Raw genomic sequence first — 23264 nt, 5'->3', positions numbered from 1 at the left:
AGATGGGAAAGCCAACAGGATTTTTAGAATATGAGAGAATAGACGCGGCGCAGATCCCGCCCGCAGAGCGGATCCGCAATTTTCAGGAATTTAAAAAGCCATTGACTTTGGAGGAGCAATCCCTTCAGGGGGCCCGGTGCATGGAATGCGGCGTTCCCTTCTGCCAGGCGGGCCAGATGATCGCAGGGATGGCTTCCGGCTGCCCCTTGCACAACCTGGTGCCGGAGACCAACGACCTGGTATACCGGGGGAAATGGAAGCTGGCCTATGAGCGCCTCTCCAAGACCCACAGCTTCCCGGAGTTCACAAGCCATGTCTGTCCGGCCCTCTGCGAGGCTGCCTGTACCTGCGGGCTGAACGGAGATCCGGTGAGTACGAAAGACAATGAGAAAGCCATCATTGAGACTGCCTGGGAAAAGGGCTGGGTAACGCCAAAGATCCCCCCAGTTCGCACCGGCAAGAAGGTTGCGGTGGTGGGGAGCGGTCCTTCCGGGCTTGCGGCTGCGCAGGAACTGAACCGGAAAGGCCACCTGGTCACCGTATATGAGAGAAGGGACCGGGTGGGAGGACTTCTCCGCTACGGGATCCCCAATATGAAACTGGAGAAATCCCTGATCGACCGGAGAGTGGCGCTGATGGAAGCGGAAGGGGTTGTTTTCCAGACCTCTGTGGACGTGGGAAAAGACGTAAAAGCAAAGGATCTTCTGAAGGAATATGACCGGGTGGTCCTGGCCTGCGGGGCGTCCAACCCAAGGGATATCAAGGTGCCGGGAAGAGACGCGGGAAATATTGCCTTTGCCGTAGATTTCCTGACTTCCGTGACCAAAAGCCTGCTGGACTCGGATCTGAAGGACGGATCCTTCCTCCCGGTAAAGGGAAAGCATGTGCTGGTCATCGGCGGCGGAGACACGGGCAACGACTGTGTGGGAACGGCGATCCGCCTGGGTGCAAGATCGGTCACTCAGCTGGAAATGATGCCAAAGCCGCCGGAAGGAAGAGCTGCGGGCAATCCCTGGCCGGAATGGCCCAAAGTGCTGAAGACCGACTACGGGCAGGAAGAGGCCATCGCCGTCTTTGGAAAGGACCCCAGGATCTATCAGACCACGGTGACAGAATTTCTGAAGGATGAGAAAGGCAATGTGGCAAAAGCCCGGATCGTCAGCCTGGAACCAAAGAAAGACGAGAAGACCGGACGGATGAACATGGTGCCGGTAGAAGGGACCCAGAAGGTGGTAGAGGCCCAGCTGGTGCTGATCGCCGCCGGATTCCTGGGAAGTCAGCCCTATGTGACCGACGCCTTTCAGGTGGAGCTGGACCCAAGGACCAATGTGCGTACAGAGCCTGGGGCATACCAGACCAGCGTGCCGGGAGTGTTTACCTGCGGAGATATGCACCGGGGCCAGTCTCTGGTGGTGTGGGCCATCACGGAGGGAAGAAAGGCCGCGGAGGCGGTGGATCACGACCTGATGGGATATTAAGCCCCAGGAAACGAGTCCTGGGAAGGTTGACATTTCAAATCTGCACTGCTATAATAGCACCCATAAAGGACAACGGCGTTCTTATCCGGGGAACCCCCGGGTAAGTGCGCCCTTTTTATTAACCGGTGTACGGAGAAAGGACAGGTTGGTGATGATGGGGAAATACACCAGAGAGGATATCTTACGCATGGCAGAGGAGGAAGACGTGGAATTTATCCGTCTTCAGTTTACCGATATGTTTGGTACCATGAAGAATATCGCGATCCCGTTTGGCAAGCTGGAAAAAGCCATGGATAACGAATGTGTCATCGACGCTTCTTCCATGGAAAGCTTCTACAGAAATGAAGAGGAGGACATGTATCTCCATCCGGATCTTGATACCTTCTGCATTCTGCCCTGGCGGCCCCAGCAGGGGAAGGTGGCCAGATTTATCTGCGATATCTATAAGGCGGACGGCACGCCTTACAAAGAAAGCCCCAGGTATATCCTTCAGGAGGCGGTAAAGAAAGCAAAGGAGAAAGGATATACCTTTAAGGTCAATCCGGAGTGTGAGTTCTTCCTGTTCCATACCGACGACAACGGGGCGCCCACCACGCTGACTCATGAGCGGGCGGGCTTTATGGACTTAAGTCCGGTGGACCTGGGAGAAAACGCAAGGAGAGACATTGTGCTGACTCTGGAGGAGATGGGATATGAAGTGGCTTCTTCCCATCATGAGATTGCCCCGGGACAGCATGAGATTGATTTTACCATGTCGGATGTGATGGAGACGGCGGACAAGCTGATGACCTTCAAGGTGGCGGTGCGGACCATCGCCAAGCGCCACGGCCTTCACGCCACGTTTATGCCAAAGCCAAAGGCCGAGGTGAACGGTTCCGGCATGCACATCAATATGGCCCTGTATCAAGACGGAAAAAATGTATTCGAAGATCCGGCTGACCGGCTGGGACTCAGCCGTGAGGCCTATGGGTTCCTGGCAGGTATCATGGAGCATATCCGGGGCATGACGGCTGTGTTCAATCCTCTGGTGAATTCCTACAAGCGGCTGGTGCCGGGATTTGAGGCGCCTTCGGATGTAACCTGGTCCGCCACCCAGAGAACGGCTCTTGTCAAAGTGTGCCGGGGAATGAAAGAGGAGAAGACCATAGAACTGAGAAGCCCGGATCCGTCGGCCAATCCCTACCTGGTGTTCGCCCTGTGCCTGGAGGCAGGGATCCACGGGATGGAACAGGGGATGGAAGCCCCGGCGGAACTGGTGAAAAGTATCCGGGAACTCTCTGAGGAAGAGAAGAAGGAGCAGGGGATCCAGGCGCTTCCGGAGAATCTGAGCGTTGCGTTATTTGAGATGGAACAAGACCCCTGGGTGGAAGAGACCCTTGGAGCTTCTTTCCTGGAACATTATAAGAAGGGAAAGAGAAAAGAGTGGAAGAGTTATATGAAGCAGGTCTCCGAGTGGGAACTTGCCCAGTATTTGTACCAGATCTGACAGACTAAACTAAGAGAAAAGGCGGGAGGCAGTCTATGAGCATCATCATTGTGGCATTACCCAAGATGGAAGATGCAAAGCGGATACGGAAGATCCTGATGAGTCACGGATTTGAACATGTGGTATCCTGTACGACTGCCTCTGCAGCTTTAATCGAGGCAAACCAGCACCAGAGGGGGCTGTTCATCAGCAGCTGCCGGCTGCCGGATATGCATTATACCCAGCTTCTGGAATGCATGCCCCGGTATTTTGAGATGCTGCTGATCGGTTCCCCCAATGTGGTAAGCGCGGCAGGAGGCGGGATCATCGCCGTCACCATGCCGGTGAAGATCTATGACCTTGTCAATACCGTGGAGATGGTCCTTCATCAGGTGGAACGCCGGTATAAGAAGGACAAAAAAAGTCCAAAGAAGAGGAGCGAGCAGGAAGAAAACTATATCCGCAACGCCAAGTATCTTCTGATGGACCGGAATCACCTGACAGAGGAAGCCGCCTACCGGTATATTCAGAAATGCAGTATGGACAACGGGACCAATATGGTGGAGACGGCCCAGATGATCCTGCGGCTGATCTGTGATGAGATTGAGTGAATGTAGCTCTATATAAAGTTTTTGCATCCGGCGCAGATGAGACCTATTTATATCTGATACTGGATAATAAAGATGACTATACAAAAGTCGCAGGGAAACTGGATTCGATTCATTTTATTCTGTCAGGTATATTTTCCATCAGTATCGGGTATCTGTACGCGATAAACAAAAGGTATCCGTTTGTGATAAGTATTATAATCTGTACACTGGCGTTGCTAATGGCTGTTCGATTAGAAAATGTCAGGGAATATAAAAAAGATATTAAAACGGTGAAGGAATTGTCAGAAGAATTTTTTGCGAACCAGACTTTTCGATCAGAAGCCTGGTGTCAAAAGTACCGCAGGTGGTTTTATTACCTTTTGTGGGATATGTTATAGACGACAAAGGGTTGAGTTATTCACTGGTTATGATATTTATCTGCCTGTCTGTTGCGGGTGGAATCTTATTGGAAAGTTATTACAGAGGGAAAATCATGTAGATATAGAAAAACCGCGTAGTTAAAAATACGCGGTTTTTTAAAATATGGAGCATACGGGATTCGAACCCGTGGCCTCAACAATGCGAATGTTGCGCGCTCCCAACTGCGCTAATGCCCCATGTCTAAAAGTATAGCACAGAAGATGAAAAAATCAAGAACAGAATTTTTGCCCGGCATTCATATTTTTTTCAAAATGAGTGATACTAATAGCAAAATCATTCAGAAGGAGAAACTTATGAAAGCAACGGGAATAGTCAGGAGGATCGACTAACCAGTTATAATAAGGGCAACGGTTAGAAACCTTGAAAACAAAGGGTTTTCGCTGATTTTTGTCCAAGATTTCAGGTCAAAACCCCATTGATTTGATTAGGTTTCCGTAAACATGGTGAAACTAAGATTAAAAGAATGGAGGTTCAAAATGAAGCAAGGGGTTTTGGTTTATGACCAGAAAACGGATCGCATGGATGTTCGTTTTAATCTGGAGGAATACTACGGAGGTTTACACTGCGGCACCTGTATGGAGGTGTTCGTAAACAACCGCTGGAAGCCTACACGGATTGAATATGCCTGCGGAGACACTGGCTGGTATCTGGTTGGCATTCCGACTTCATCGCTTATCGGATTAAGAGTCCGGATGAGCTGAAAAGCTGGTATCTCTATTTACAGGATAGGCTTTCTGGAATAACTTGTCAAACATAATGTTACATTGAGCGTTTATTCATCCCCTATGGGGAAGGGTAAACGCTCTATTTTTTTACCCAAAATAAAAAAGGAAGGCAGGAGGAGCGATTGTGAGTAACAAAAAATATGCTGCGGAAAAGCCGGAAGATTGCTCGCTGTGCTTTTTCTGGAAAAATGCAAGGCAGGGATGCTCTCTCGGAAAAGAGAACTGCTATTTTATTATTTCTGAACCGGAAAAAGAAAAAAGCGATTGTGACGGATGCCCTTACGGACGAGTACATCCCTGTATCGGATGGTGTACAAAACAGATAATGCGTGAGATTGGCATCAAGGGTTAGTAGAGAGGTGAAAGAAGATGCAAAGGAGAAAAAAATATTCCCGCTATCAGTATCCGAAAGAATGTAAAAGGTGCGAATACTTTCAGCCACGCTGGCGGTATCGCTTTTGCTATTACACACGATGCCCGTATCAGATCAGGGACAGCACAATTCGTAAGACGCCGCTGAGGAAAGAAAATTTCCCGCCGAAAGAGGTGGTGAGTGTGAAAAATGTATGAGGAATTCTTTGGAATTGAGGAATCCGAACAATACGCTTTTTACCGGGTTCCCAAACTTCTGTTTACCAATGAACGGTATCGCAGCTTGTCAGCGGAATCAAAACTGCTGTATGGCTTATTTCTGGATCGGATGGGTATTTCCCGGAAAAACGGATGGATTGATAAAGACGGAAGAGTTTACATCATCTATACGGTTGAAGATATCATGGAAGCACTTGGCTGCGGGAATAAGAAAGCGATTCAGCTGCTTGCAGAACTTGAGAAAAAGGGGAATCTCATCTGGCGGAAGAAGCAGGGACTGGGGAAACCGAATCTGATTTATATGAAAAAATTTATTCTTCCACAGAGCGAACAGGAAGGACATTTCTTGAAGTGTGAAAATGACACTTCTGGAAATGGCAATCTGACATCTTTGGAAATGTCAAAAGGACACGGTAATAATACTAATAAAAATAATCTTAATGATAATAATATGAATCTTTCCTTTCCTTCCGGAGATTTCGGAATGGAACACGGAACGGATGGGGATTACTCATACTATCATGAATACTTTTTTGAGCATCTTGAGATTGAAATCCTCTACAAGAATTATCCGTATGATAAAGAACTGCTGGACTCTATTGTGGCTCTGATCGTGGAAACCATGTGCAGTAAAAGAAAACAGATTCGTATTGCAGGCGATGATAAACCAGTAGAGATTGTGAGAAGTCGTTTTATGAAACTTAATTCGGAGCATATTAAGTTTGTGATGGACTGCTTTAAGGAAAATACAACGAAGATTCGCAATATCAAACAGTATCTGCTTGCAGCGATATATAATTCTATCCTGACAATAGATGGATATTTTGACGCACTGGTGCGGCATGATCTGTCTGAAGGATGAAGGGAGGTGATGAAGATTGAACAAGTATGAAAAACGAAGGAGAGGTGGAAAAATTGTCGAAAGCAACGGTCATGGCTGTAGTGAATCAAAAAGGCGGGACGGGCAAGACCACAACCTGTGAGAATCTCGGCATTGGTCTTGCAATGAAGGGGAAGAAGGTGCTCCTGGTAGATACCGATCCACAGGCATCGCTGACCATTTGCCTGGGACATCCTGTTCCCGATCAGCTCTCTCCTACCCTGTCAGATGTGATGGGGAAAATCCTGCTTGAACAGCCGATTGCTCCAGGTGAAGGTATTCTGCATCACCCGGAAGGTGTTGACCTGATGCCAGCCAATATCGAATTATCCGGTTTGGAGGTATCTCTGGTGAATGCCATGAGCAGGGAAACCATTCTCAGGCAGTACCTCGATACTGTGAAACAGAACTATGATTTTATCCTTCTGGATTGTATGCCTTCTCTGGGGATGCTCACAGTCAATGCACTGGCTGCGGCTGACAATGTGCTGATTCCGGTGCAGGCAGCTTATCTTCCGGCAAAAGGTCTGGAACAGCTTTTACAGACGATCAATAAGGTACGCAGGCAAATCAATCCGAAGTTAAAAATTGAAGGTATCCTGCTGACGATGGTGGACAGCCGCACGAATTATTCAAAAGAAATCAGCAGCCTGATTCGGGAAAACTATGGTGGGAAGCTCAAAGTTTATAAGACAGATATTCCCCGTTCTGTCCGTGCAGAGGAAATCAGTGCGGAAGGAACCAGTATTTTTAAGCATGATCCCAAAGGCAAGGTGGCGGATGCCTATCGGGTACTGACAAAGGAGGTGCTTCGCAATGCTGAAAAAAAGCGGAAACATCAGCTTGAGCAGCTACGATGATATTTTCCAGACTGACCAGTCAAGGGAAGAATCCCAGCAGGAACGGGTACAGGAGATTCCTCTTTCTGAACTTCATCCATTTAAGGGACATCCGTTCAAGGTACTGGACGATGATGCCATGCAGAAAACTGTAGAGAGCATCGCACAGTTTGGCGTTATGACACCGGCGATTGCCCGTCCCCGTCCGGAAGGCGGTTATGAGCTGATTGCAGGACACCGCCGCCACCATGCATCCGAGCTTGCCGGAAAAGAAACCATGCCGGTAATTGTGCGGGATATGGACGATGATGCCGCCACGATTTTGATGGTGGATTCCAATTTGCAAAGGGAAACCCTTCTTCCCAGTGAGAGGGCTTTCGCTTATAAGATGAAATTGGAAGCGATGAAACATCAGGGAGCAAGGTCGGATTTAACTTCGACACAAGTTGTGTCGAAGTTGCGAGCTAATGAAGAATTGGGAGAATCTATGGGAGTTAGTAGAGAGTCGGTGCGACGATTTATCCGTCTGACAGAGCTGATTCCTGAACTGCTGGATATGGTAGACGAAAAGAAAATCGCTTTCAATCCGGCGGTGGAGCTGTCTTACCTGAAAAAAGAGGAACAGAAAGACTTTCTGGAAGCGATGGACTATGCTCAGGCGACTCCTTCCCTGTCGCAGGCACAGCGGCTGAAAAAATTCAGTCAGGAAGGAAAATGCAGCCTGGACGCCATGTGTGCCATTATGTCCGAAGAAAAGAAAAGTGAGCTGGATAAGGTCACCATCAAAAATGATGTGCTCCGGAAATATTTTCCGAAGTCCTATACGCCGAAGCAGATGGAGGACACCATCATTAAACTGCTGGAGCAGTGGCAGAAAAAACGAGAGAAATCTATGGAGCGATAGGAGGATATGGATGTTTACTGAAAAAGAAATGAGCGACGCTTTGAAATGGCTGTTTGATCTGTACCAGCCGGAGGATTATGAAGCGTATGACGAGGAGGAAGTCGGCAGTGTGGCTTTGTGCCTGCCGGAAATCTGTATGGCTCTGAGAGATAAGGCGGAAACTCCTTACGAGTACACGATAAGAACCAATATTGACCGGGGATTTGAGTATCGTGGTAAGGAATTATTCGTGCAGAGAGCCTGCCTGCTTTACACCGATATGGAAATCAGCGTCTTTGATATGGTGGATACTTCCTATAATCGGGAACTGTGGCTTCTGGAAGATATGAGTTTTGCAGTGGTACACAATGTCAGCATGGTTGTGAAATCTGAAGATTATTATTACACAACAGAATACCGTTCCATTGTGAAGCTGCTGAAAGAAAGAGATGACCTGTTCTTCACTCCTGAAAGCCTGATGGAAGAACTGGATGATATGTGTATTCCTCAATGGGAAAGCGAAGCGACTATTTATGAACTGTAAGGTTTGTAGATGGTCGCTTTTTCTATGTCGAACAGAAACGGAGGTCGAGAGTTGTGAAAGAATACGACATCAAAATCACGGAAACACTTGAAAAGACTGTGACGGTGGAAGCCGCTTCCCATGAAGAAGCCGAAGAACAGGTAAGACAGGCGTATTACGATTCGGAATATATTCTGGATTCTGAAAATTTCGCAGGGGTTACCTTTGATACGGAAGCGGAACGAGAGATCGTGCAGGATCAAAAGAATCTGATGGATGTTCTTCTGGTCAAACCGGGAATGTATCCACAGGCTGTTCAGATTGGCGGTGAACTGGAAGATTTGCAGAAAGCTGTGGGCGGTGATATTGAAGCGGTCTATCCGTTCAATGAAGAAGTTGCTCTCGTGGTGAATGAGGAGGGCAAGATAAATGGAAACGAGCTGAACCGGGCACTGCGGGATGATAACGGGCAGATTTATGATATTATCGCCGGTGATTTTCTGGTGGTTGGTCTTGGAGAAGAAGATTTCGCTTCCCTTTCCCCGGAACTGATGGAGCAATTTGAAAAGGAGTTTCACCAGCCGGAAATGTTTGTACGGATGGGACGCAGTGTTATGGCGCTCCCTTTGCCGGAGGACAAGGTGAAATCTGCTGATGTTCCCCGGAAAGCGGAAACCATGCCGCAGAAAATCAGTCCTGACAGGGATGTTCTTTAAGGGGGATACAGGATGGCAGGGAAAACGATTGGAGAATTGATGGAAGAAATGCGGCTCAAGGCTGGGGCAAAAGAATATCACGGACATTCTTATATGGGTCTGGAGCGATTTGCCGATGATACCCGTCATATGATTATTTTTGATGTTCTCACAAATGATTCCCCGGTTGGATGGAAAGGCGAAAGAACCCGGCTGTATCTGACACAGGCAGGATATGAGAAATGTCTGGAGAATCAGGAAAAAGGACATATCAAGATTGTCAGTCATGCCAAAGTATCCAGAGGAAATCTGTTCTACGATCAAAAAGATGTAGTTCGATAAAAAGGAAAGGAGAAAACAGTGGATGAAAATTTGAAAATTGTACCCTTTAAATGGGAACTGGGCGAAGAAAAAGTATCGCTGCATATTGGTGAATATCAATACGGCGATCGGCTTTATATTGGAATTACTTCTCATGGTGAAGACGGACCGGAACCATTTGCTGATATGACAGTAAATCTTCCGGCTTTTTCTTTGGAACCGAATGAAGCGTTCATCAACGGTGACATCAGCAAAGACCTGTTAGCGTTCATCAAAGAGAATAAACTGGGAAAAGTGCTGCCATATACCGTTAAACAGGGATTTGGAAAATATTCTGTGGTGGCGTTTGATTTGGAGAAATTAAAAGAATTTGATCCCAAAGGGATTGCAGAATTTAAGAAAACTCATGATATTCCTGACAAGCAGCCCAGGAAGCAGAAGCAAAAATCCAAAGGAATAGACCGTTGAGGTTTATTCTCTCTATCATGTGTGGAAGGAGGTAGATTGCTTTGCAGGAAGAAGTGGAAAACAGGACAGTCAATCTGGCAATCAGTACAACCAGGCTGACGGTAAGAAGCATTATTGCTGGTATTCGCAAATATATGCAGCATCGTGAGAAGGTAAAGGCAAGAAAAGGCAGAGATCCGGCGGTGCATGGAAAGCAGTCGGTAAAAAAACTGTTGGGGCAGAATCAGGGTGCTGCCAATGCGGAAATTGAAAAAGAAGGCATCAAAGACTTTGAGCGTCTTGCCAAAAAGTATGGTGTAGATTTTGCGGTACGGAAGGATAAGACGGTTGATCCGCCCCGCTATTTTGTTTTTGTCCGTGCAAAGGATGCCGATGCACTGGATTCCATCTGCAAGGAACATCAGGCAAGGTCAATGACGAAGGACAAGAAACCGAGTGTGCTGGCACAGCTCAGTAAGTTTAAAAATCTGGTAGCATCCGTGCCGAAGAAGATTCGGGAAAAGAAACAGGAGCGTGATCTGTGATGGACTCTAAAAAAATTAAAAAGCTTCTGATTCTGAATATCCCATATTTCATTGTGGGATTGATTGCAACGAATTTCGGAGAAGCATGGCGTATGGCTGAGGGTGCGGACAGTTCCGCTAAAATCCTCAGCCTTTTTTCTACCCTTCCGGCGGCGTTTGGAAACCCTTTGCCGAGCTTATACCCGTTTGATTTGCTTATTGGCATCGCCTGCGGAGCCGGTTTGCGGGTGGCAGTGTATTTGCGGGGAAAAAACGCAAAAAAATACCGTCACAATGTAGAGTATGGCTCTGCCCGATGGGGAACCGCCAAAGATATTGAACCGTTTATGGCTCCGAAATTTGAGGACAATATCATTCTCACAAAAACGGAGCGATTGATGATGAGCAACCGTCCGAAAAATCCTGCCAACGCCAGAAATAAAAATGTCCTGATTGTAGGTGGTTCCGGTTCCGGTAAAACCCGCTTTTGGCTGAAGCCTAACTTGCTTCAGATGCACTCAAGCTACGTTGTCACTGATCCGAAGGGAAGTATTGTCATTGAGTGCGGCAATGCACTTTTGAAGAACAATTACAACATCAAGATTTTCAACACCATCAACTTTAAAAAGTCGATGCACTATAACCCGATGGCATATATCCATTCCGAAAAAGACATTCTGAAGCTGGTGACAACGCTGATAGCAAACACAAAGGGAGATGGAAAAGCCGGTGACGAGTTCTGGACGAAAGCGGAAACACTCCTCTACTGTGCTTTGATTGGGTATATCCATTATGAAGCGCCACTGGAGGAGCAGAATTTTTCTACTCTGATTGAATTTCTGAATGCGATGGAAGTGCGTGAGGATGACGAAGAATTTCAGAATCCGGTTGATATGATGTTTGAAGCCCTTGAAAAGAAAAAGCCAGATCATTTTGCTGTCCGCCAATATAAAAAGTATAAACTGGCGGCAGGCAAAACAGCGAAAAGTATTCTTATTTCCTGCGGTGCTCGGCTGGCTCCCTTTGACATTCAGGAGGTGCGGGATATTACCGCCTACGATGAGTTACAGCTGGATACGCTTGGAGATAAGAAAACTGCTTTGTTCCTTATCATGTCGGACACGGACAGCACCTTTAATTTCCTGATTTCCATGATATACACGCAGCTTTTTAATCTGCTGTGTGAGAAAGCAGATGATGTGTACGGCGGCAGACTTCCGGTTCATGTGAGATGTTTGATCGATGAAGCTGCCAATATTGGACAGATTCCGAATCTCGAAAAACTGGTGGCAACGATTCGTTCCAGAGAGATTTCCGCCTGTCTGGTATTGCAGGCACAATCTCAGCTGAAGGCAATTTACAAGGACAATGCCGACACGATCATTGGTAACATGGACTCCCGTATCTTTCTTGGTGGTTCTGAGCCGACCACTCTGAAAGAACTGAATCAGGCACTTGGGAAAGAAACCATTGATATGTACAACACATCAAATACCAGAGGTAACAGCCCGTCTTACGGCATGAATTATCAAAAATTGGGGAAAGACCTTGCTTCCGTGGATGAACTTGCCGTACTGGATGGCAGTAAATGTATCTTACAGCTGCGTGGAGTCAGACCGTTTTTATCGGATAAATATGATCTTACGCAGCATCCAAACTTTAAACTGACCGCAGACTATGACAAGAAAAATGAGTTCAAAATCGAAGAATTTCTCAGCCATCGTCTGCGGCTGAAAGCGAACGATGAATTTGTTGTGGTGGATGCGGATTAATGGAAAGGAGCGATTTCGATGCATGATTTGAAAGCAGTATCTTCGCTGGTGAAGCAGATTTTGGAGGAAAATGCTTCTGCAAGGAACAGCGACAATGTTCTGTATCTGGAAATTTTGCGATACTATTCCTCAGCAAAAGGCGTTAACCTGTATCAGCTGACTGTACCTGATTTTCTGATGAAGCTGGAGCAGAAAGGCTTTCCGGCGTTTGAAACGGTCAGACGCAGCAGACAGAAAGTGCAGGCAACTTACCCTGAACTGGCAGCGACAGGCACTGTGGGTGCATTTCGGGCAAGAAATGAAAAGGTGTATCGGGAGTTTGCCAAAAGTGAGGTGTAGTTCTGGTGTATCTCATCTTTTGGATGAAAGAATCGAAAGGTGGTGGTGATATATATGACTGCATAAAAAAGAGGGTGAACATGAAAACAAAATATGAGAACGAATAGCAGCCTTCCGACCGAAACAACGGTATAGCGGAAGGCTTTTTTTGTACCCAAAGTTCATGATTTCAGATTCAGGAGGATTACAATATGGAATTTTTCACTTCCGCAGTAGATGTTTTGAAGATTTTGGTTATTGCTCTCGGTGCTGGTCTTGGCATCTGGGGTGCAATTAACTTGCTTGAGGGCTACGGCAATGACAATCCCGGGGCTAAATCCCAGGGCATGAAACAGTTGATGGCAGGCGGCGGTGTGGCTCTGATCGGAACCACACTTGTTCCTCTGCTTGCGGGTCTGTTTTCCTGATTACCGGAGAGTAAATCCCTGGGCAGGCGGTGAAAGCCGCCTGTTACATATCAAATATTATTCGAGAAAGGAAACGAAAAATGGGAAGAAGAAAAAGATTGTATCCTGCGAATCTGCTGACAGAATTATCGCTGAATGAGGAAATGGGAACAAACATTGATTATGAAAATTTGAGTGCGGATCAGCTTGAAGGGCTGAACTATGTTCTCTCCTACCTGACAGAACGAAATCAGATTCTTATCCGTGAATATTATGAGAATTACAAAAGCCGGCGGCAGGTAGCTGAACAATACCATCTGACTGAGAACAGAGTGCGCCAGTGTATTTCCCGTGCACTGGGGGATTTGAATGGAAACAGGCGGATGTTTGCCTATATCACGAAAGGTTATTGTGCCAATGTTGAGTATCTTACCCATCAGTTGGCTGAAGAAGAAACAATCTATAGACAGAGAAGAGGAATTTGCGGCAGTGAGCATCTTTTTTATCAGGATATTTATGAACTGTCATTTCCAACGAGAATATATCGTGCACTGAAAATAAATCAGATTCATACGGTTCGGGAACTGCTGATTCGGACTTGTGCCGGATGCCGTATTAGAAATCTGGGAGATATTTCAAAGGCACAAATACTGGAAAAGCTGACAATGGAAAATTTATTGCCGGTTCATTTTGAGATTGAACCATTGCCAGCTTCCCTGCCGCAACTGAACAGAGAAGCAGAAATATTCAGGAAACTCAATTCCTGTGACATATAAATCGCAGGCGGCGTTCTGCTGCCTTTACATAGTCAGGTAACTGTTATCGGTTATCTGGCTATTTTTATATCCGCATCCTTTCGGCAGGTGCACATGGCGAAAGTGCGGAATCAACCATCAATCTATTTTTTATCACAGGAGGAAAACGTATGGAATTTTTCAACTCGGCAGTAACGGTTCTTCAGACTTTGGTAGTGGCTCTCGGTGCAGGTCTTGGTATCTGGGGTGCAATTAACTTGCTTGAGGGCTACGGCAATGACAATCCCGGAGCTAAATCCCAGGGCATGAAACAGTTGATGGCAGGCGGCGGTGTTGCCCTGATTGGTATCACGCTGGTTCCGCTTCTCTCCGGTCTGTTCGGTTAAGAGATTCGGGGTTCGGGTGTCAGGAGGAGATGGTCGATGGAACAGTCTGTATTTGAAGTGGTAAAACAGTCTGTTACTACAAAAGCTGCCGCAGAACATTACGGGATTGAGGTTAAGCGGGGTGGAATGGCAAAATGTCCATTCCACTCCGATCAATCTCCCAGCCTGAAACTGAACGATGATTATTATTATTGCTTTGGATGTGGTGCGACAGGTGATGTGATCGATTTTGTTGCCTGCTTATTTCAAATCGGCAATAAAGAAGCGGCAGAAAGAATTGCCGCAGATTTCGGGCTTCAATATGACACTCATGTTCCGTATGTTTTACCGAAACGAACAGCTACAGCAGTTCAGATTGCAAAACAGCGGGAACGTTACACCTATGGGGTGCTGACCCGCTATCACAGTCAACTGCAAGAATGGTTGGCAAGGTATGCCCCGGAAAATCCGGATGATGAGATTGATTCCAGGTATTTAGAAGCAATTCATCAAAAAGATTATGTGGAGTATTTGATGGACACGTTTCTCAGCAGCAGTCTGGAAGAAAGGGCTTTGATCTGCTCAGAACGGAATCCGGACATACGAAGAATCGCCCACCGTCTTGTACAGCTGACTAATGAAAACAGGCAAATTTCAACGGAATTTCTATCACGATAAGGAGGAAACCATATGAGTTTTTTTAATGAAGCAGTAACCGTTCTTCAGACTTTGGTAGTGGCTCTCGGCGCCGGTCTTGGTATCTGGGGTGCAATTAACTTGCTTGAGGGCTACGGCAATGACAATCCCGGGGCTAAATCCCAGGGCATGAAACAGTTGATGGCAGGCGGCGGTGTTGCCCTGATTGGTATCACACTGGTTCCGCTGCTTTCCGGATTATTTGGTTAATTCGCAAAAGGAGGTAATCGCCTTTGGACAGCATACTCCAACAGATCACAGACTGGCTGAAAGAAATGCTCATCGGAGCTATTATGGGAAATCTGTCGGGGATGTTTGAGTCCGTCAACAACCAGGTTGGCGAGATAGCAACCTCCGTGGGCAGAACGCCGGAGAGCTTTTCTCCGGAAATTTTTGCTATGGTTCGAAACATCTCCGAATCAGTGATTATTCCCATAGCAGGCTTGATTTTAACCTTCATTGCCTGCTATGAGCTGATTCAGCTGATTATTGACCACAACAATCTGGCAAATTTTGAAACCTGGATTTTCTTCAAATGGATTTTCAAAACTTTCGTTGCGGTCATGTTAATCACGAACACATTCAATATTACAATGGCAGTTTTCGATGTGGCACAACACGTGATAAACGCCAGCGGCGGCATCATAGCCGGTGACACAGCCATAGATGCTTCCGGCTTGGAAGCACTGGAGGAAACACTTCAGGGAATGGATTTGGGTCCGCTGATCGGTTTATTACTGCAATCTTTTGTTGTGCAGATCACGATGTATGCCCTTTCTATCATCATTTTCATTATCGTCTACGGAAGAATGATTGAAATTTATTTAATGGTGAGCCTTGCTCCGATTCCGTTTGCCACCTTTGCGAACCGGGAACAGAATCAGCTTGGACAGAATTATCTCCGTTCACTGCTGGCTCTCGGCTTCCAGGGATTTCTGATTCTGGTCTGCGTCGCTATTTATGCGGTGTTGGTACAGAGCGTAGCATTTTCGGACGATATTATCGCAGATATTTGGGGTGTTATGGGTTACACCGTACTGCTTTGCTTCACTTTGTTTAAAACAGGTACGCTTGCCAAAAGCGTATTCAATGCTCATTAAGGAGGTCGGTATGAAAAAATACAAAATAATTTATGCAGATCCTCCGTGGAGATATGATCAGAAACGTTTACAGGGGGCAGCTGAAAAGCACTATGCAACAATGAACATCAATGATATTTGTGCTTTACCGGTGACAGATTTGGCAGATAAAGATTGTGCTTTATTCTTATGGGCTACCTTTCCAATGTTACCGGAAGCATTAAAGCTCATTAAAGCATGGGGATTTGAGTACAAGACAGTAGCGTTTGTGTGGCTGAAACAGAATAAGAAAAGCCCTTCATGGTTTTACGGACTGGGATTCTGGACAAGAGGAAATGCAGAAGTATGTCTGCTGGCAAAGAGGGGAAAGCCAAAACGCAGTTCTGCATCAGTACACCAGTTTATCATTTCTCCGATTGAACAGCATAGTAAAAAACCTGATATAACCAGGGAAAAGATTGTAGAACTGATGGGAAATGTTCCACGTATTGAACTGTTTGCACGACAAAAAACAGAAGGTTGGGATGTTTGGGGAAATGAAGCTCCAGACAGTGTGCAACTGCCGGAAATGGAGGTGGTATAGTTGGCAGCATATATCCCCGTTCCTCGTGACCTGACGAGGGTGAAATCTAAGGTGTTTTTTAATCTGACAAAACGACAGCTTATTTGTTTTGGGACAGCGGCGCTCATTGGAGTGCCGTTTTTCTTTCTGCTCAAATCTGCCGGTAATGTCAGTCTGGCGGCGCTGGGCATGATCATCATCATGCTCCCGTTGTTTTTCCTTGCCATGTACGAAAAGGATGGTCAGCCGCTTGAGGTTATTGCACGTCATTTTATTCAGGCGAAATTTGTTCGTCCCAAAATCCGACCGTACAAGACGGATAACTATTATGAAGTGCTGATCCGTCAGTATCAGCTCGAAAAGGAGGTAGAACGAATTGTTTTTAAGAAAGAAAACAAAGGAAAGAGAAATAAAAATGCCCACTCATCTCAGCAGAAAACAGCAGAGAGAAATTAAAGCTGTGATTGAACGGGCGAAAAAGGATAACGGGATTCCGCAGACAGCCCAGCAGTCTATCCCGTTTCAGCGGATGTTTCCGGATGGGATTTGCCGTGTGACAGACAGCTACTACACCAAAACCATTCAGTTTCAGGACATCAACTATCAGCTGGCACAGCAGGAAGATAAAACAGCCATCTTCGATGAATGGTGCAGTTTTCTCAACTTTTTTGACAGCTCCATCCATTTTGAATTGTCCTTCATGAATATGAGTACCGATGCGGAGAGCTTTGAAAAAAGCGTCCGTATCCCATTCAAAAAAGATGACTTTAATTCCGTGCGGGCAGAATACAGCCAGATGCTGAAAAAGCAGCTTTCTCAGGGTAATAATGGTCTGACAAAAACAAAATATCTGACTTTCGGTATCGAAGCAGAGTCCATGCGTCAGGCAAAGCCGAGACTTACTCATATTGAGAATGATTTGCTCAACAATTTCCGCCGGTTGGGAGTCATTGCCAATGCACTGGACGGAAAGGAACGTCTGCGGCTCATGCATTCTATGTTCCACATGGGGGACGACGATAAGTTCTTTTTTGACTGGAAGTGGCTGGTGGAATCCGGGCTTTCCGTCAAGGATTTTATTGCTCCCACTGCTTTTGTATTTAAAAATAACCGCACGTTTCAGATGGGCAGTCTGTACGGCTCCATGTCCTTTCTTTCCATTACGGCATCCGATCTCAGCGACCGGATGCTGGCAGACTTTTTGGATATGGAGTCCAGCCAGATTGTAACCATGCACATCCAGTCGGTAGATCAGACCGCCGCTATTAAAAGTATCAAGCGGACAATCACAGAGCTTGACCGCAGTAAAATTGAGGAACAGAAGAAGGCGGTTCGTGCCGGATATGATATGGATATTCTTCCGAGCGACCTTGCAACTTATGGGAAGGATGCGAAAGCACTCCTAAAAGAGCTGCAAAGCCAGAATGAGCGTATGTTCATGGTGACGTTCCTTGTTATGAATACCGGACGCACTGAGCAGGAACTGGAAAACAATGTGTTTCAGGCTCAGAGCATTGCTCAGAAGCACAACTGCAATCTGCGGCGGCTGGACTTTCAGCAGGAACAGGGAGTGATGAGCAGTCTGCCCCTTGCCCATAACCTGATTGAGATTCGCCGGGGGCTGACTACCAGTTCCGCAGCAATCTTCGTTCCGTTCACCACGCAGGAACTGTTCCAGAGCGACGGCGAAACGCTCTACTATGGTTTGAACGCACTGTCTAACAACCTGATTATGGTGGACAGGAAAAAGCTGAAGAATCCGAATGGATTGATTCTGGGTACTCCTGGTTCCGGTAAGTCCTTCAGTGCAAAGCGTGAAATCACCAATGCCTTTCTGGTAACAGATGATGACGTTATCATCTGCGATCCGGAAGCAGAATATACCGCACTGGTTCAGAAATTCCGGGGACAGGTGGTAAAAATCAGCTCTTCCAGCACCAACTATATCAATCCGATGGATATTAACCTCAATTATTCAGAGGACGATAATCCGGTGGCACTGAAAGCTGATTTTATTCTGTCGCTCTGTGAGCTGATTGTGGGCAGTAAGGACGGTTTACAGCCGGTGGAAAAGACAGTTATTGACCGCTGTGTGCATCAGATTTACCAGCGGTATTTTGATGACCCGAAACCGGAAAATATGCCGATTTTGGAGGATTTGTACAATGCCCTGCTGAAACAGGATGAAAAGGAAGCCCGTCATGTTGCGACTGCACTTGAAATCTATGTCAAAGGCTCCCTTAATGTGTTCAACCACCGGACTAATGTGGATATTCAGAACCGCCTGGTATGCTATGACATCAAAGAATTGGGCAATCAGCTGAAAAAGATTGGTATGCTTGTCGTACAGGATCAGGTCTGGGGACGTGTCACTCAGAACCGCAATGCCGGAAAATCCACCCGGTATTATATTGACGAGTTCCATTTGCTCCTGAAAGAAGAGCAGACTGCGACCTATTCCATTGAAATCTGGAAGAGATTCAGAAAGTGGGGTGGCATTCCTACAGGCATTACCCAGAACGTAAAAGACTTGCTTCGCAGTCCGGAAATCGCCAACATTCTGGAAAACTCAGATTTCATCTATATGCTCAATCAGGCAAGCGAGGACAGAGCTATTCTGGCACAGCGTTTGAATATCTCTCCGCATCAGCTTTCTTATGTCACAAACTCCGGTGAAGGAGAAGGGCTTCTGTTTTACGGTAATGTGATTCTGCCGTTTGTTGACCACTTCCCGAAGGATATTGAACTGTACCGTATCATGACCACAAAATTGTCCGAGGTTTCCAAAGAGAAGGAGGGGTAATTTATGGTGAAACGACCTACCCGCCTTCAATTTACCGAAGATGATCTGTCCAGTGATGCCGTGAAAAAAGCTGCCGGGAAGGCGGATAAAGCCGCAACAAAGGCAGAAAAGGCGGTGGACAGGCTCACTCCGAAGAAGCACCGGAAACTGCGGCAGGAATCGGATATATCTGCTGACCGGACGAAAAAACTGCGATTTGACAAGGCAAAATCAGAAGAAATTCCGCCGAAGCCTTCCAGTATCAAACGGGTTGCAACTCGTGCTCCGGTAGATACGCTGTCTGCTACCGCCCACAAATCCATCTCCAAATATGAAGATGATAATGTGGGCGTTCAGGCAGCCCACCAGACGGAATTGGGGGCAGAAACTGCTTATCATGTTGCCAGCCATGCTGCATACAGCCATAAGCTGAAAGCCTATGACAAGGCGGAAAAACTGGTCGGAAAATCTGATAAGGCAAATGTCAACGCTCTGTTTGAAAAGTTCAAAAAAGAGAATCCGGACGCTTCCTCGAATCCCGTTTTCCGCTGGCGGCAAAAGCACAATATCAAAAAGGAATATGCCGCCGCACGAGCCGGGAAAGGCGGAAAAGCCACTGCAAAAGGTGCAGAAAAGACTGCAAAGGGGACAAAAACGGTAACGCAGAAGATCACAGATTTTTGTGTATCCCATAAAACGGTGCTTCTTTGGGTACTGGCACTGGCTCTGCTGTTTATGGTGGTGTCCGGAATGTTCTCTGCCTGTTCTACCATGTTCCAGGGCGGCACTCAGGTTGTTCTTGGTACTTCCTTTACTGCGGAAGACGAGGACATTCTGGGCGTAGATGAAGATTATACGGCTTTGGAAAATGATTTGCGGAGTCAGGTGGATAATATTGAATCCACCCATCCGGGATATGACGAGTATCGTTACTCTCTGGATGAAATCGGGCACAACCCTTATGAGCTTGCTTCATATCTGACGGTCATATTTGAGGATTATACCCGTGAAGAAGTGCAGGCAACGTTGCAAAGTCTGTTTGAGCAGCAATATGAACTGATATTGGAGGAAGAAATTGAAATCCGCACACGGACAGAAACCAGAACCGGCACACGAACCCACACTGACCCGGAAACCGGTGAAACATGGGAAGAAGAATATGAGTACGAGGTAGAAGTCGAATACGAGTATTATATTCTCAATGTCACCTTGCGGAATTATGGACTGGGCAATGTGATTCGTTCCGCTGGCTTAACCGAAGATCAGATGGAACGATATGAGCTGTTGCTGGAAACGCTGGGAAATCGCTCCTACCTGTTTGGCGATGACATTTCTTCAGCACCTGGTGGTGGCGGAGAATATACGGATTATGATATTCCAGGGGAAGCTCTGACCGATACCGCATTTGCCAATATGATACGGGAAGCAGAAAAGTATCTGGGCTATCCGTATGTTTGGGGCGGTTCTTCCCCATCCACCAGTTTTGACTGTTCTGGCTTTGTGAGTTGGGTCATCAATAATTGCGGCAATGGCTGGAGCGTCGGCAGACAAACTGCCAACGGACTCAAAAATCTCTGTGACATTATCCCGCCGTCTGAAGCGAAACCTGGTGATCTGGTTTTCTTCCAGGGAACCTACAATACGTCCGGAGCTTCTCATGTCGGCATTTATGTCGGCGATGGAATGATGATTCACTGTGGCGATCCGATTTCCTACGCTTCAATCGAAACGAATTATTGGCAGCAACACTTTTACTGCTTTGGCAGAATCCCGTAAGCTGCCGGAAAGGAGAAGTTATGGGAGCAAAATTAGAAAAGCTTGGTGCGGAGCTTGCAAAAGCACGAAAAAAGAAAGCGGAATGGGATTCCAGGGTAAAGGATTTGGAACGCCGGTATCGTGAAGAGGAGAACTCCGAAATTCATGAGATGGTACACGCCGCCAATCTGACACCTGACCAGCTTTCAGAACTGCTTCGTATGTTTGCAGAAAATGCCGTACCGAAGCCTGAAACCATTCAATCTGTAACAGAGGAGGAAAATGCACATGAAAATTAAATATTTGGGTACTGCCTGTATGGCACTGCTTTTGAGCATTGGGATGTTTTCTACAACAGCATTTGCCTATTCAGATGCTCCTGCCGAAACTACACAGGAGCAGACGGAGGAAGCAGCAGCCGAGGAAGAAAGTGAGCCGATGGAACCGCTTACGCCTGACGGGAATATGACACTGGTGGATGATGAGGGTGAACACCCTTCTGCGGGGAAACAGTTCATTACTGTTGTGACGAAAACCGGTAATTATTTCTATCTCATTATCGACCGTGATGATGAAGGCAAGGAAACTGTCCACTTCCTGAATCAGGTGGATGAAGCCGATTTGATGAAGCTGATGGATGAGAAGGAGCTGGAACAGGTACAGCCTGTTGAGGAAACAACGCCGACTCCTGAACCGGAATCTCAGCCTGAGCCGGAACCGGAAGTGCCGGAAAAAGAGCCTGAGCCGGAAAAAGAGCTTGAGCCGGAAAAAGAGCCGAACCTTCTTCCGGCTATTTTGACTATTGTTCTTCTTGCTGCTGGCGGCGGATTCTTTGCGTTCAAAAAGCTCAAGGGTAAAAAAGCGGAAAAAGCACAGGAAAAGCCTGATCCGGATGCCGATTATGTGGATGAGGAAGATTATGGGGATGTCGAGGAAGATGATGGCGACTTCGTTTACGACAGCGAAGACAACGAACCCGTGTAATTGAAGTAAGGCATTGAACCTGGGGCAATCTTCGGATTGCCCTTTACATACCCACTTTCAAAAAATAAAAAATTTTACGTTTTAGAAAGCGGCATCTTGCATATACTATTTTGAAACTGTATAATAAGAGTAGCTGTTTGGTTTCAAAACTCAAAAAAATATCAACTTTTGAAAGTGGGTGGATATATGAAAACAATTGTGCGAAAAAAATACCTCGATAGAATCATCGAGTTGAATGGTACGCCGGATATCAAAATCATTACTGGTATCCGACGTTCTGGCAAGTCCAAGCTGATGCAGGCATACATTGAACACCTGAAAGAAAATTGCGAGAATATCAATATCATCTTCATTGACTTCATGGATTTGGAATTTGAAGAAATCAAAGAATATCACGCTCTCCATTCTTATGTGGAGCAGCATTATGTAGCAGGTAAAACCAATTACCTCTTTGTTGACGAAGTTCAAATGTGTCCGAAGTTTGAGTTGGCTATTAACAGTCTTTATTCCAAAGGCAAGTACGATATTTATGTAACTGGTTCCAATGCCTTCCTGTTGAGTGCTGACTTGGCAACCCTCTTTACCGGGCGATATATTCAAATCCATGTGTTCCCGTTCAGCTTTAAAGAATATTGCGAATACTACGATGATGTCACTGATAAGGATAAGCTCTTTGATGAATACTCTTTCAAAGGTGGTTTGGCTGGCTCCTATGTCTATCCAAATGACAGGGACAGAAGCGCCTATATCAAGGAAGTCTATGAGACCATTGTTACAAGAGATCTGGTGCAGAAATACGCTTTACCGGATACAACTGTTTTGCAAAGACTGAGCGAGTTCTTGATGGATAATATCAGCAATCTGACTTCTCCGAATAAGGTCAGTCAGCTTTTAAATGCGAATAATGTAACTACAAATCATGTAACAGTGGGCAAATATATTAAATATCTGTGTAATGCCTTTGTTTTCTATGATATTAAGCGATATGATATTCGTGGCAAGAAGTATCTGGAAAGCTCCGAGAAGTTTTATCTGTGTGATACGGGTATTCGTTATGCAATCTTGGGCAGCAGAAACATGGATTACGGCAGAGTTTATGAAAATATGGTCTGCATTGAGCTTCTGCGCCGTGGTTACGATGTTTATGTTGGAAAGCTGTATCAGAAAGAGATTGACTTTGTAGCCCAGAAAGGCAGCGAGAAAATCTATATTCAGGTCAGCGACAATATCTCCGGGCAGGAAACTTTTGAAAGAGAATATTCTCCGTTGTTGCAAATTCGAGATGCGTATCCGAAAATGATTATCGCACGAACCAGACATCCAGAGTACAGCTATGAAGGCATTGAAATTCATGATATTGCAGAGTGGCTGTTACAGGAATAGTAAT

General features: G+C 46.2%; 28 protein-coding genes and 1 tRNA gene. 28 read left to right on the top strand and 1 reads right to left on the bottom strand.

All coding sequences use genetic code 11. The features are described 5' to 3' along the window. Positions 1–2 precede the first annotated feature (2 nt). The 3 genes from H6A13_RS00485 to H6A13_RS00475 all read left to right on the top strand — a co-directional run bounded on the left by H6A13_RS00485 (position 3) and on the right by H6A13_RS00475 (position 3554). Positions 3–1478 carry a glutamate synthase subunit beta gene (locus H6A13_RS00485; protein WP_204907653.1) on the top strand — a complete coding sequence of 492 codons (1476 nt, stop codon included), beginning with the start codon at positions 3–5 and terminating at the stop codon, positions 1476–1478. A 154-nt stretch (positions 1479–1632) separates the two neighbouring features. Next, positions 1633–2964 carry a type I glutamate--ammonia ligase gene (glnA, locus tag H6A13_RS00480; protein WP_204907688.1) on the top strand — a complete coding sequence of 444 codons (1332 nt, stop codon included), beginning with the start codon at positions 1633–1635 and terminating at the stop codon, positions 2962–2964. Positions 2965–2999: 35 nt separating this feature from the next. Next, positions 3000–3554 carry an ANTAR domain-containing response regulator gene (locus H6A13_RS00475; RefSeq protein WP_204907652.1) on the top strand — a complete coding sequence of 185 codons (555 nt, stop codon included), beginning with the start codon at positions 3000–3002 and terminating at the stop codon, positions 3552–3554. 523 nt (positions 3555–4077) lie between these two features. Here H6A13_RS00475 and H6A13_RS00470 read toward each other — a convergent pair. Further along, positions 4078–4150: transfer RNA gene (locus H6A13_RS00470), tRNA-Ala, on the bottom strand. A 300-nt stretch (positions 4151–4450) separates the two neighbouring features. Between H6A13_RS00470 and H6A13_RS00465 the strand changes: the two genes are divergently transcribed. The 25 genes from H6A13_RS00465 to H6A13_RS00345 all read left to right on the top strand — a co-directional run bounded on the left by H6A13_RS00465 (position 4451) and on the right by H6A13_RS00345 (position 23260). Next, positions 4451–4675: a DUF5348 domain-containing protein gene (locus tag H6A13_RS00465; protein WP_204907651.1), complete on the top strand. Its 225-nt coding sequence runs from the start codon at positions 4451–4453 to the stop codon at positions 4673–4675. A 148-nt stretch (positions 4676–4823) separates the two neighbouring features. Beyond that, the gene (locus H6A13_RS00460) at positions 4824–5051 is read left to right on the top strand and encodes a hypothetical protein (RefSeq protein ID WP_204907650.1); all 228 of its coding nucleotides are present in this window, start codon (positions 4824–4826) and stop codon (positions 5049–5051) included. A 210-nt stretch (positions 5052–5261) separates the two neighbouring features. Further along, positions 5262–6152: a DUF6017 domain-containing protein gene (locus H6A13_RS00455; protein ID WP_204907649.1), complete on the top strand. Its 891-nt coding sequence runs from the start codon at positions 5262–5264 to the stop codon at positions 6150–6152. Positions 6153–6178: 26 nt separating this feature from the next. Further along, a complete protein-coding gene (locus H6A13_RS00450) occupies positions 6179–7030 on the top strand; it encodes a ParA family protein (protein ID WP_204907648.1) in 852 nt (283 codons plus the stop codon). Then, the gene (locus H6A13_RS00445) at positions 6987–7913 is read left to right on the top strand and encodes a ParB/RepB/Spo0J family partition protein (RefSeq protein WP_204907647.1); all 927 of its coding nucleotides are present in this window, start codon (positions 6987–6989) and stop codon (positions 7911–7913) included. Before H6A13_RS00450 ends, H6A13_RS00445 begins: the two co-directional genes overlap by 44 nt. Positions 7914–7923: 10 nt before the next feature. Continuing rightward, positions 7924–8436 (top strand): hypothetical protein, encoded by a 513-nt coding sequence (locus H6A13_RS00440; RefSeq protein WP_204907646.1) that lies wholly within the window; start codon positions 7924–7926, stop codon positions 8434–8436. Positions 8437–8489: 53 nt separating this feature from the next. Beyond that, positions 8490–9131, top strand: coding sequence for a DUF3846 domain-containing protein (locus tag H6A13_RS13205; protein WP_204907645.1), 642 nt, complete (start codon positions 8490–8492; stop codon positions 9129–9131). 12 nt (positions 9132–9143) lie between these two features. After that, entirely contained in the window at positions 9144–9452 is a 309-nt protein-coding gene (locus tag H6A13_RS00430; protein ID WP_204907644.1) for a DUF5720 family protein, read from the top strand. Between the two features lie 18 nt (positions 9453–9470). Then, a complete protein-coding gene (locus H6A13_RS00425; protein WP_204907643.1) occupies positions 9471–9899 on the top strand; it encodes a DUF4313 domain-containing protein in 429 nt (142 codons plus the stop codon). A 41-nt stretch (positions 9900–9940) separates the two neighbouring features. Then, positions 9941–10423 (top strand): PcfB family protein, encoded by a 483-nt coding sequence (locus H6A13_RS00420; RefSeq protein ID WP_204907642.1) that lies wholly within the window; start codon positions 9941–9943, stop codon positions 10421–10423. Then, positions 10423–12174: a VirD4-like conjugal transfer protein, CD1115 family gene (locus tag H6A13_RS00415; RefSeq protein WP_204907641.1), complete on the top strand. Its 1752-nt coding sequence runs from the start codon at positions 10423–10425 to the stop codon at positions 12172–12174. Before H6A13_RS00420 ends, H6A13_RS00415 begins: the two co-directional genes overlap by 1 nt. Before the next feature lie 18 nt (positions 12175–12192). Further along, positions 12193–12513, top strand: coding sequence for a hypothetical protein (locus H6A13_RS00410; RefSeq protein ID WP_204907640.1), 321 nt, complete (start codon positions 12193–12195; stop codon positions 12511–12513). A gap of 191 nt (positions 12514–12704) precedes the next feature. After that, the gene (locus H6A13_RS00405; protein ID WP_002585508.1) at positions 12705–12920 is read left to right on the top strand and encodes a Maff2 family mobile element protein; all 216 of its coding nucleotides are present in this window, start codon (positions 12705–12707) and stop codon (positions 12918–12920) included. An 80-nt stretch (positions 12921–13000) separates the two neighbouring features. Continuing rightward, the gene (locus tag H6A13_RS00400) at positions 13001–13675 is read left to right on the top strand and encodes a DNA-directed RNA polymerase subunit alpha C-terminal domain-containing protein (protein WP_204907639.1); all 675 of its coding nucleotides are present in this window, start codon (positions 13001–13003) and stop codon (positions 13673–13675) included. 149 nt (positions 13676–13824) lie between these two features. Then, entirely contained in the window at positions 13825–14040 is a 216-nt protein-coding gene (locus H6A13_RS00395; RefSeq protein ID WP_002585510.1) for a Maff2 family mobile element protein, read from the top strand. Positions 14041–14076: 36 nt separating this feature from the next. Continuing rightward, entirely contained in the window at positions 14077–14697 is a 621-nt protein-coding gene (locus H6A13_RS00390; RefSeq protein ID WP_204907638.1) for a CHC2 zinc finger domain-containing protein, read from the top strand. A 12-nt stretch (positions 14698–14709) separates the two neighbouring features. Continuing rightward, positions 14710–14925, top strand: coding sequence for a Maff2 family mobile element protein (locus H6A13_RS00385; protein ID WP_204907637.1), 216 nt, complete (start codon positions 14710–14712; stop codon positions 14923–14925). Between the two features lie 23 nt (positions 14926–14948). Then, a complete protein-coding gene (locus H6A13_RS00380) occupies positions 14949–15815 on the top strand; it encodes a VirB6/TrbL-like conjugal transfer protein, CD1112 family (RefSeq protein WP_204907636.1) in 867 nt (288 codons plus the stop codon). After that, positions 15805–16377, top strand: coding sequence for an MT-A70 family methyltransferase (locus H6A13_RS00375; RefSeq protein ID WP_476703423.1), 573 nt, complete (start codon positions 15805–15807; stop codon positions 16375–16377). The genes H6A13_RS00380 and H6A13_RS00375 overlap by 11 nt, the downstream gene beginning before the upstream one ends. After that, positions 16378–16812: a PrgI family protein gene (locus H6A13_RS00370; protein ID WP_204907634.1), complete on the top strand. Its 435-nt coding sequence runs from the start codon at positions 16378–16380 to the stop codon at positions 16810–16812. Continuing rightward, positions 16772–19159 carry a VirB4-like conjugal transfer ATPase, CD1110 family gene (locus H6A13_RS00365; RefSeq protein WP_204907687.1) on the top strand — a complete coding sequence of 796 codons (2388 nt, stop codon included), beginning with the start codon at positions 16772–16774 and terminating at the stop codon, positions 19157–19159. Before H6A13_RS00370 ends, H6A13_RS00365 begins: the two co-directional genes overlap by 41 nt. Positions 19160–19162: 3 nt before the next feature. Further along, entirely contained in the window at positions 19163–20914 is a 1752-nt protein-coding gene (locus tag H6A13_RS00360) for a C40 family peptidase (RefSeq protein ID WP_204907633.1), read from the top strand. 20 nt (positions 20915–20934) lie between these two features. Further along, positions 20935–21192, top strand: a complete 258-nt coding sequence (locus tag H6A13_RS00355) for a DUF4315 family protein (protein ID WP_204907632.1) — start codon at positions 20935–20937, stop codon at positions 21190–21192. Beyond that, positions 21182–21877, top strand: coding sequence for a DUF4366 domain-containing protein (locus H6A13_RS00350; protein WP_204907631.1), 696 nt, complete (start codon positions 21182–21184; stop codon positions 21875–21877). Before H6A13_RS00355 ends, H6A13_RS00350 begins: the two co-directional genes overlap by 11 nt. Positions 21878–22063: 186 nt before the next feature. Beyond that, a complete protein-coding gene (locus H6A13_RS00345; protein WP_204907630.1) occupies positions 22064–23260 on the top strand; it encodes an ATP-binding protein in 1197 nt (398 codons plus the stop codon). Positions 23261–23264 lie beyond the last annotated feature (4 nt).

This window comes from Mordavella massiliensis (assembly GCF_016902415.1).
Classification (GTDB): Bacteria; Bacillota; Clostridia; order Lachnospirales; family Lachnospiraceae; genus Merdimonas; species Merdimonas faecigallinarum.
The sequence above is the reverse complement of the archived record's forward strand: the minus strand, read 5'-3'. Positions and strand labels throughout refer to the sequence as shown.

Coding starts and splice junctions, on each gene's coding strand:
- H6A13_RS00485 (WP_204907653.1), top strand. CDS start 3: ATGGGAAAGCCAACAGGATTTTTAGAATATGAGAGAATAGACGCGGCG.
- glnA (WP_204907688.1), top strand. CDS start 1,633: ATGGGGAAATACACCAGAGAGGATATCTTACGCATGGCAGAGGAGGAA.
- H6A13_RS00475 (WP_204907652.1), top strand. CDS start 3,000: ATGAGCATCATCATTGTGGCATTACCCAAGATGGAAGATGCAAAGCGG.
- H6A13_RS00465 (WP_204907651.1), top strand. CDS start 4,451: ATGAAGCAAGGGGTTTTGGTTTATGACCAGAAAACGGATCGCATGGAT.
- H6A13_RS00455 (WP_204907649.1), top strand. CDS start 5,262: ATGTATGAGGAATTCTTTGGAATTGAGGAATCCGAACAATACGCTTTT.
- H6A13_RS00450 (WP_204907648.1), top strand. CDS start 6,179: ATGAAAAACGAAGGAGAGGTGGAAAAATTGTCGAAAGCAACGGTCATG.
- H6A13_RS00445 (WP_204907647.1), top strand. CDS start 6,987: ATGCTGAAAAAAAGCGGAAACATCAGCTTGAGCAGCTACGATGATATT.
- H6A13_RS00440 (WP_204907646.1), top strand. CDS start 7,924: ATGTTTACTGAAAAAGAAATGAGCGACGCTTTGAAATGGCTGTTTGAT.
- H6A13_RS00430 (WP_204907644.1), top strand. CDS start 9,144: ATGGCAGGGAAAACGATTGGAGAATTGATGGAAGAAATGCGGCTCAAG.
- H6A13_RS00415 (WP_204907641.1), top strand. CDS start 10,423: ATGGACTCTAAAAAAATTAAAAAGCTTCTGATTCTGAATATCCCATAT.
- H6A13_RS00410 (WP_204907640.1), top strand. CDS start 12,193: ATGCATGATTTGAAAGCAGTATCTTCGCTGGTGAAGCAGATTTTGGAG.
- H6A13_RS00405 (WP_002585508.1), top strand. CDS start 12,705: ATGGAATTTTTCACTTCCGCAGTAGATGTTTTGAAGATTTTGGTTATT.
- H6A13_RS00400 (WP_204907639.1), top strand. CDS start 13,001: ATGGGAAGAAGAAAAAGATTGTATCCTGCGAATCTGCTGACAGAATTA.
- H6A13_RS00395 (WP_002585510.1), top strand. CDS start 13,825: ATGGAATTTTTCAACTCGGCAGTAACGGTTCTTCAGACTTTGGTAGTG.
- H6A13_RS00390 (WP_204907638.1), top strand. CDS start 14,077: ATGGAACAGTCTGTATTTGAAGTGGTAAAACAGTCTGTTACTACAAAA.
- H6A13_RS00385 (WP_204907637.1), top strand. CDS start 14,710: ATGAGTTTTTTTAATGAAGCAGTAACCGTTCTTCAGACTTTGGTAGTG.
- H6A13_RS00375 (WP_476703423.1), top strand. CDS start 15,805: ATGCTCATTAAGGAGGTCGGTATGAAAAAATACAAAATAATTTATGCA.
- H6A13_RS00365 (WP_204907687.1), top strand. CDS start 16,772: ATGCCCACTCATCTCAGCAGAAAACAGCAGAGAGAAATTAAAGCTGTG.
- H6A13_RS00360 (WP_204907633.1), top strand. CDS start 19,163: ATGGTGAAACGACCTACCCGCCTTCAATTTACCGAAGATGATCTGTCC.
- H6A13_RS00355 (WP_204907632.1), top strand. CDS start 20,935: ATGGGAGCAAAATTAGAAAAGCTTGGTGCGGAGCTTGCAAAAGCACGA.
- H6A13_RS00350 (WP_204907631.1), top strand. CDS start 21,182: ATGAAAATTAAATATTTGGGTACTGCCTGTATGGCACTGCTTTTGAGC.
- H6A13_RS00345 (WP_204907630.1), top strand. CDS start 22,064: ATGAAAACAATTGTGCGAAAAAAATACCTCGATAGAATCATCGAGTTG.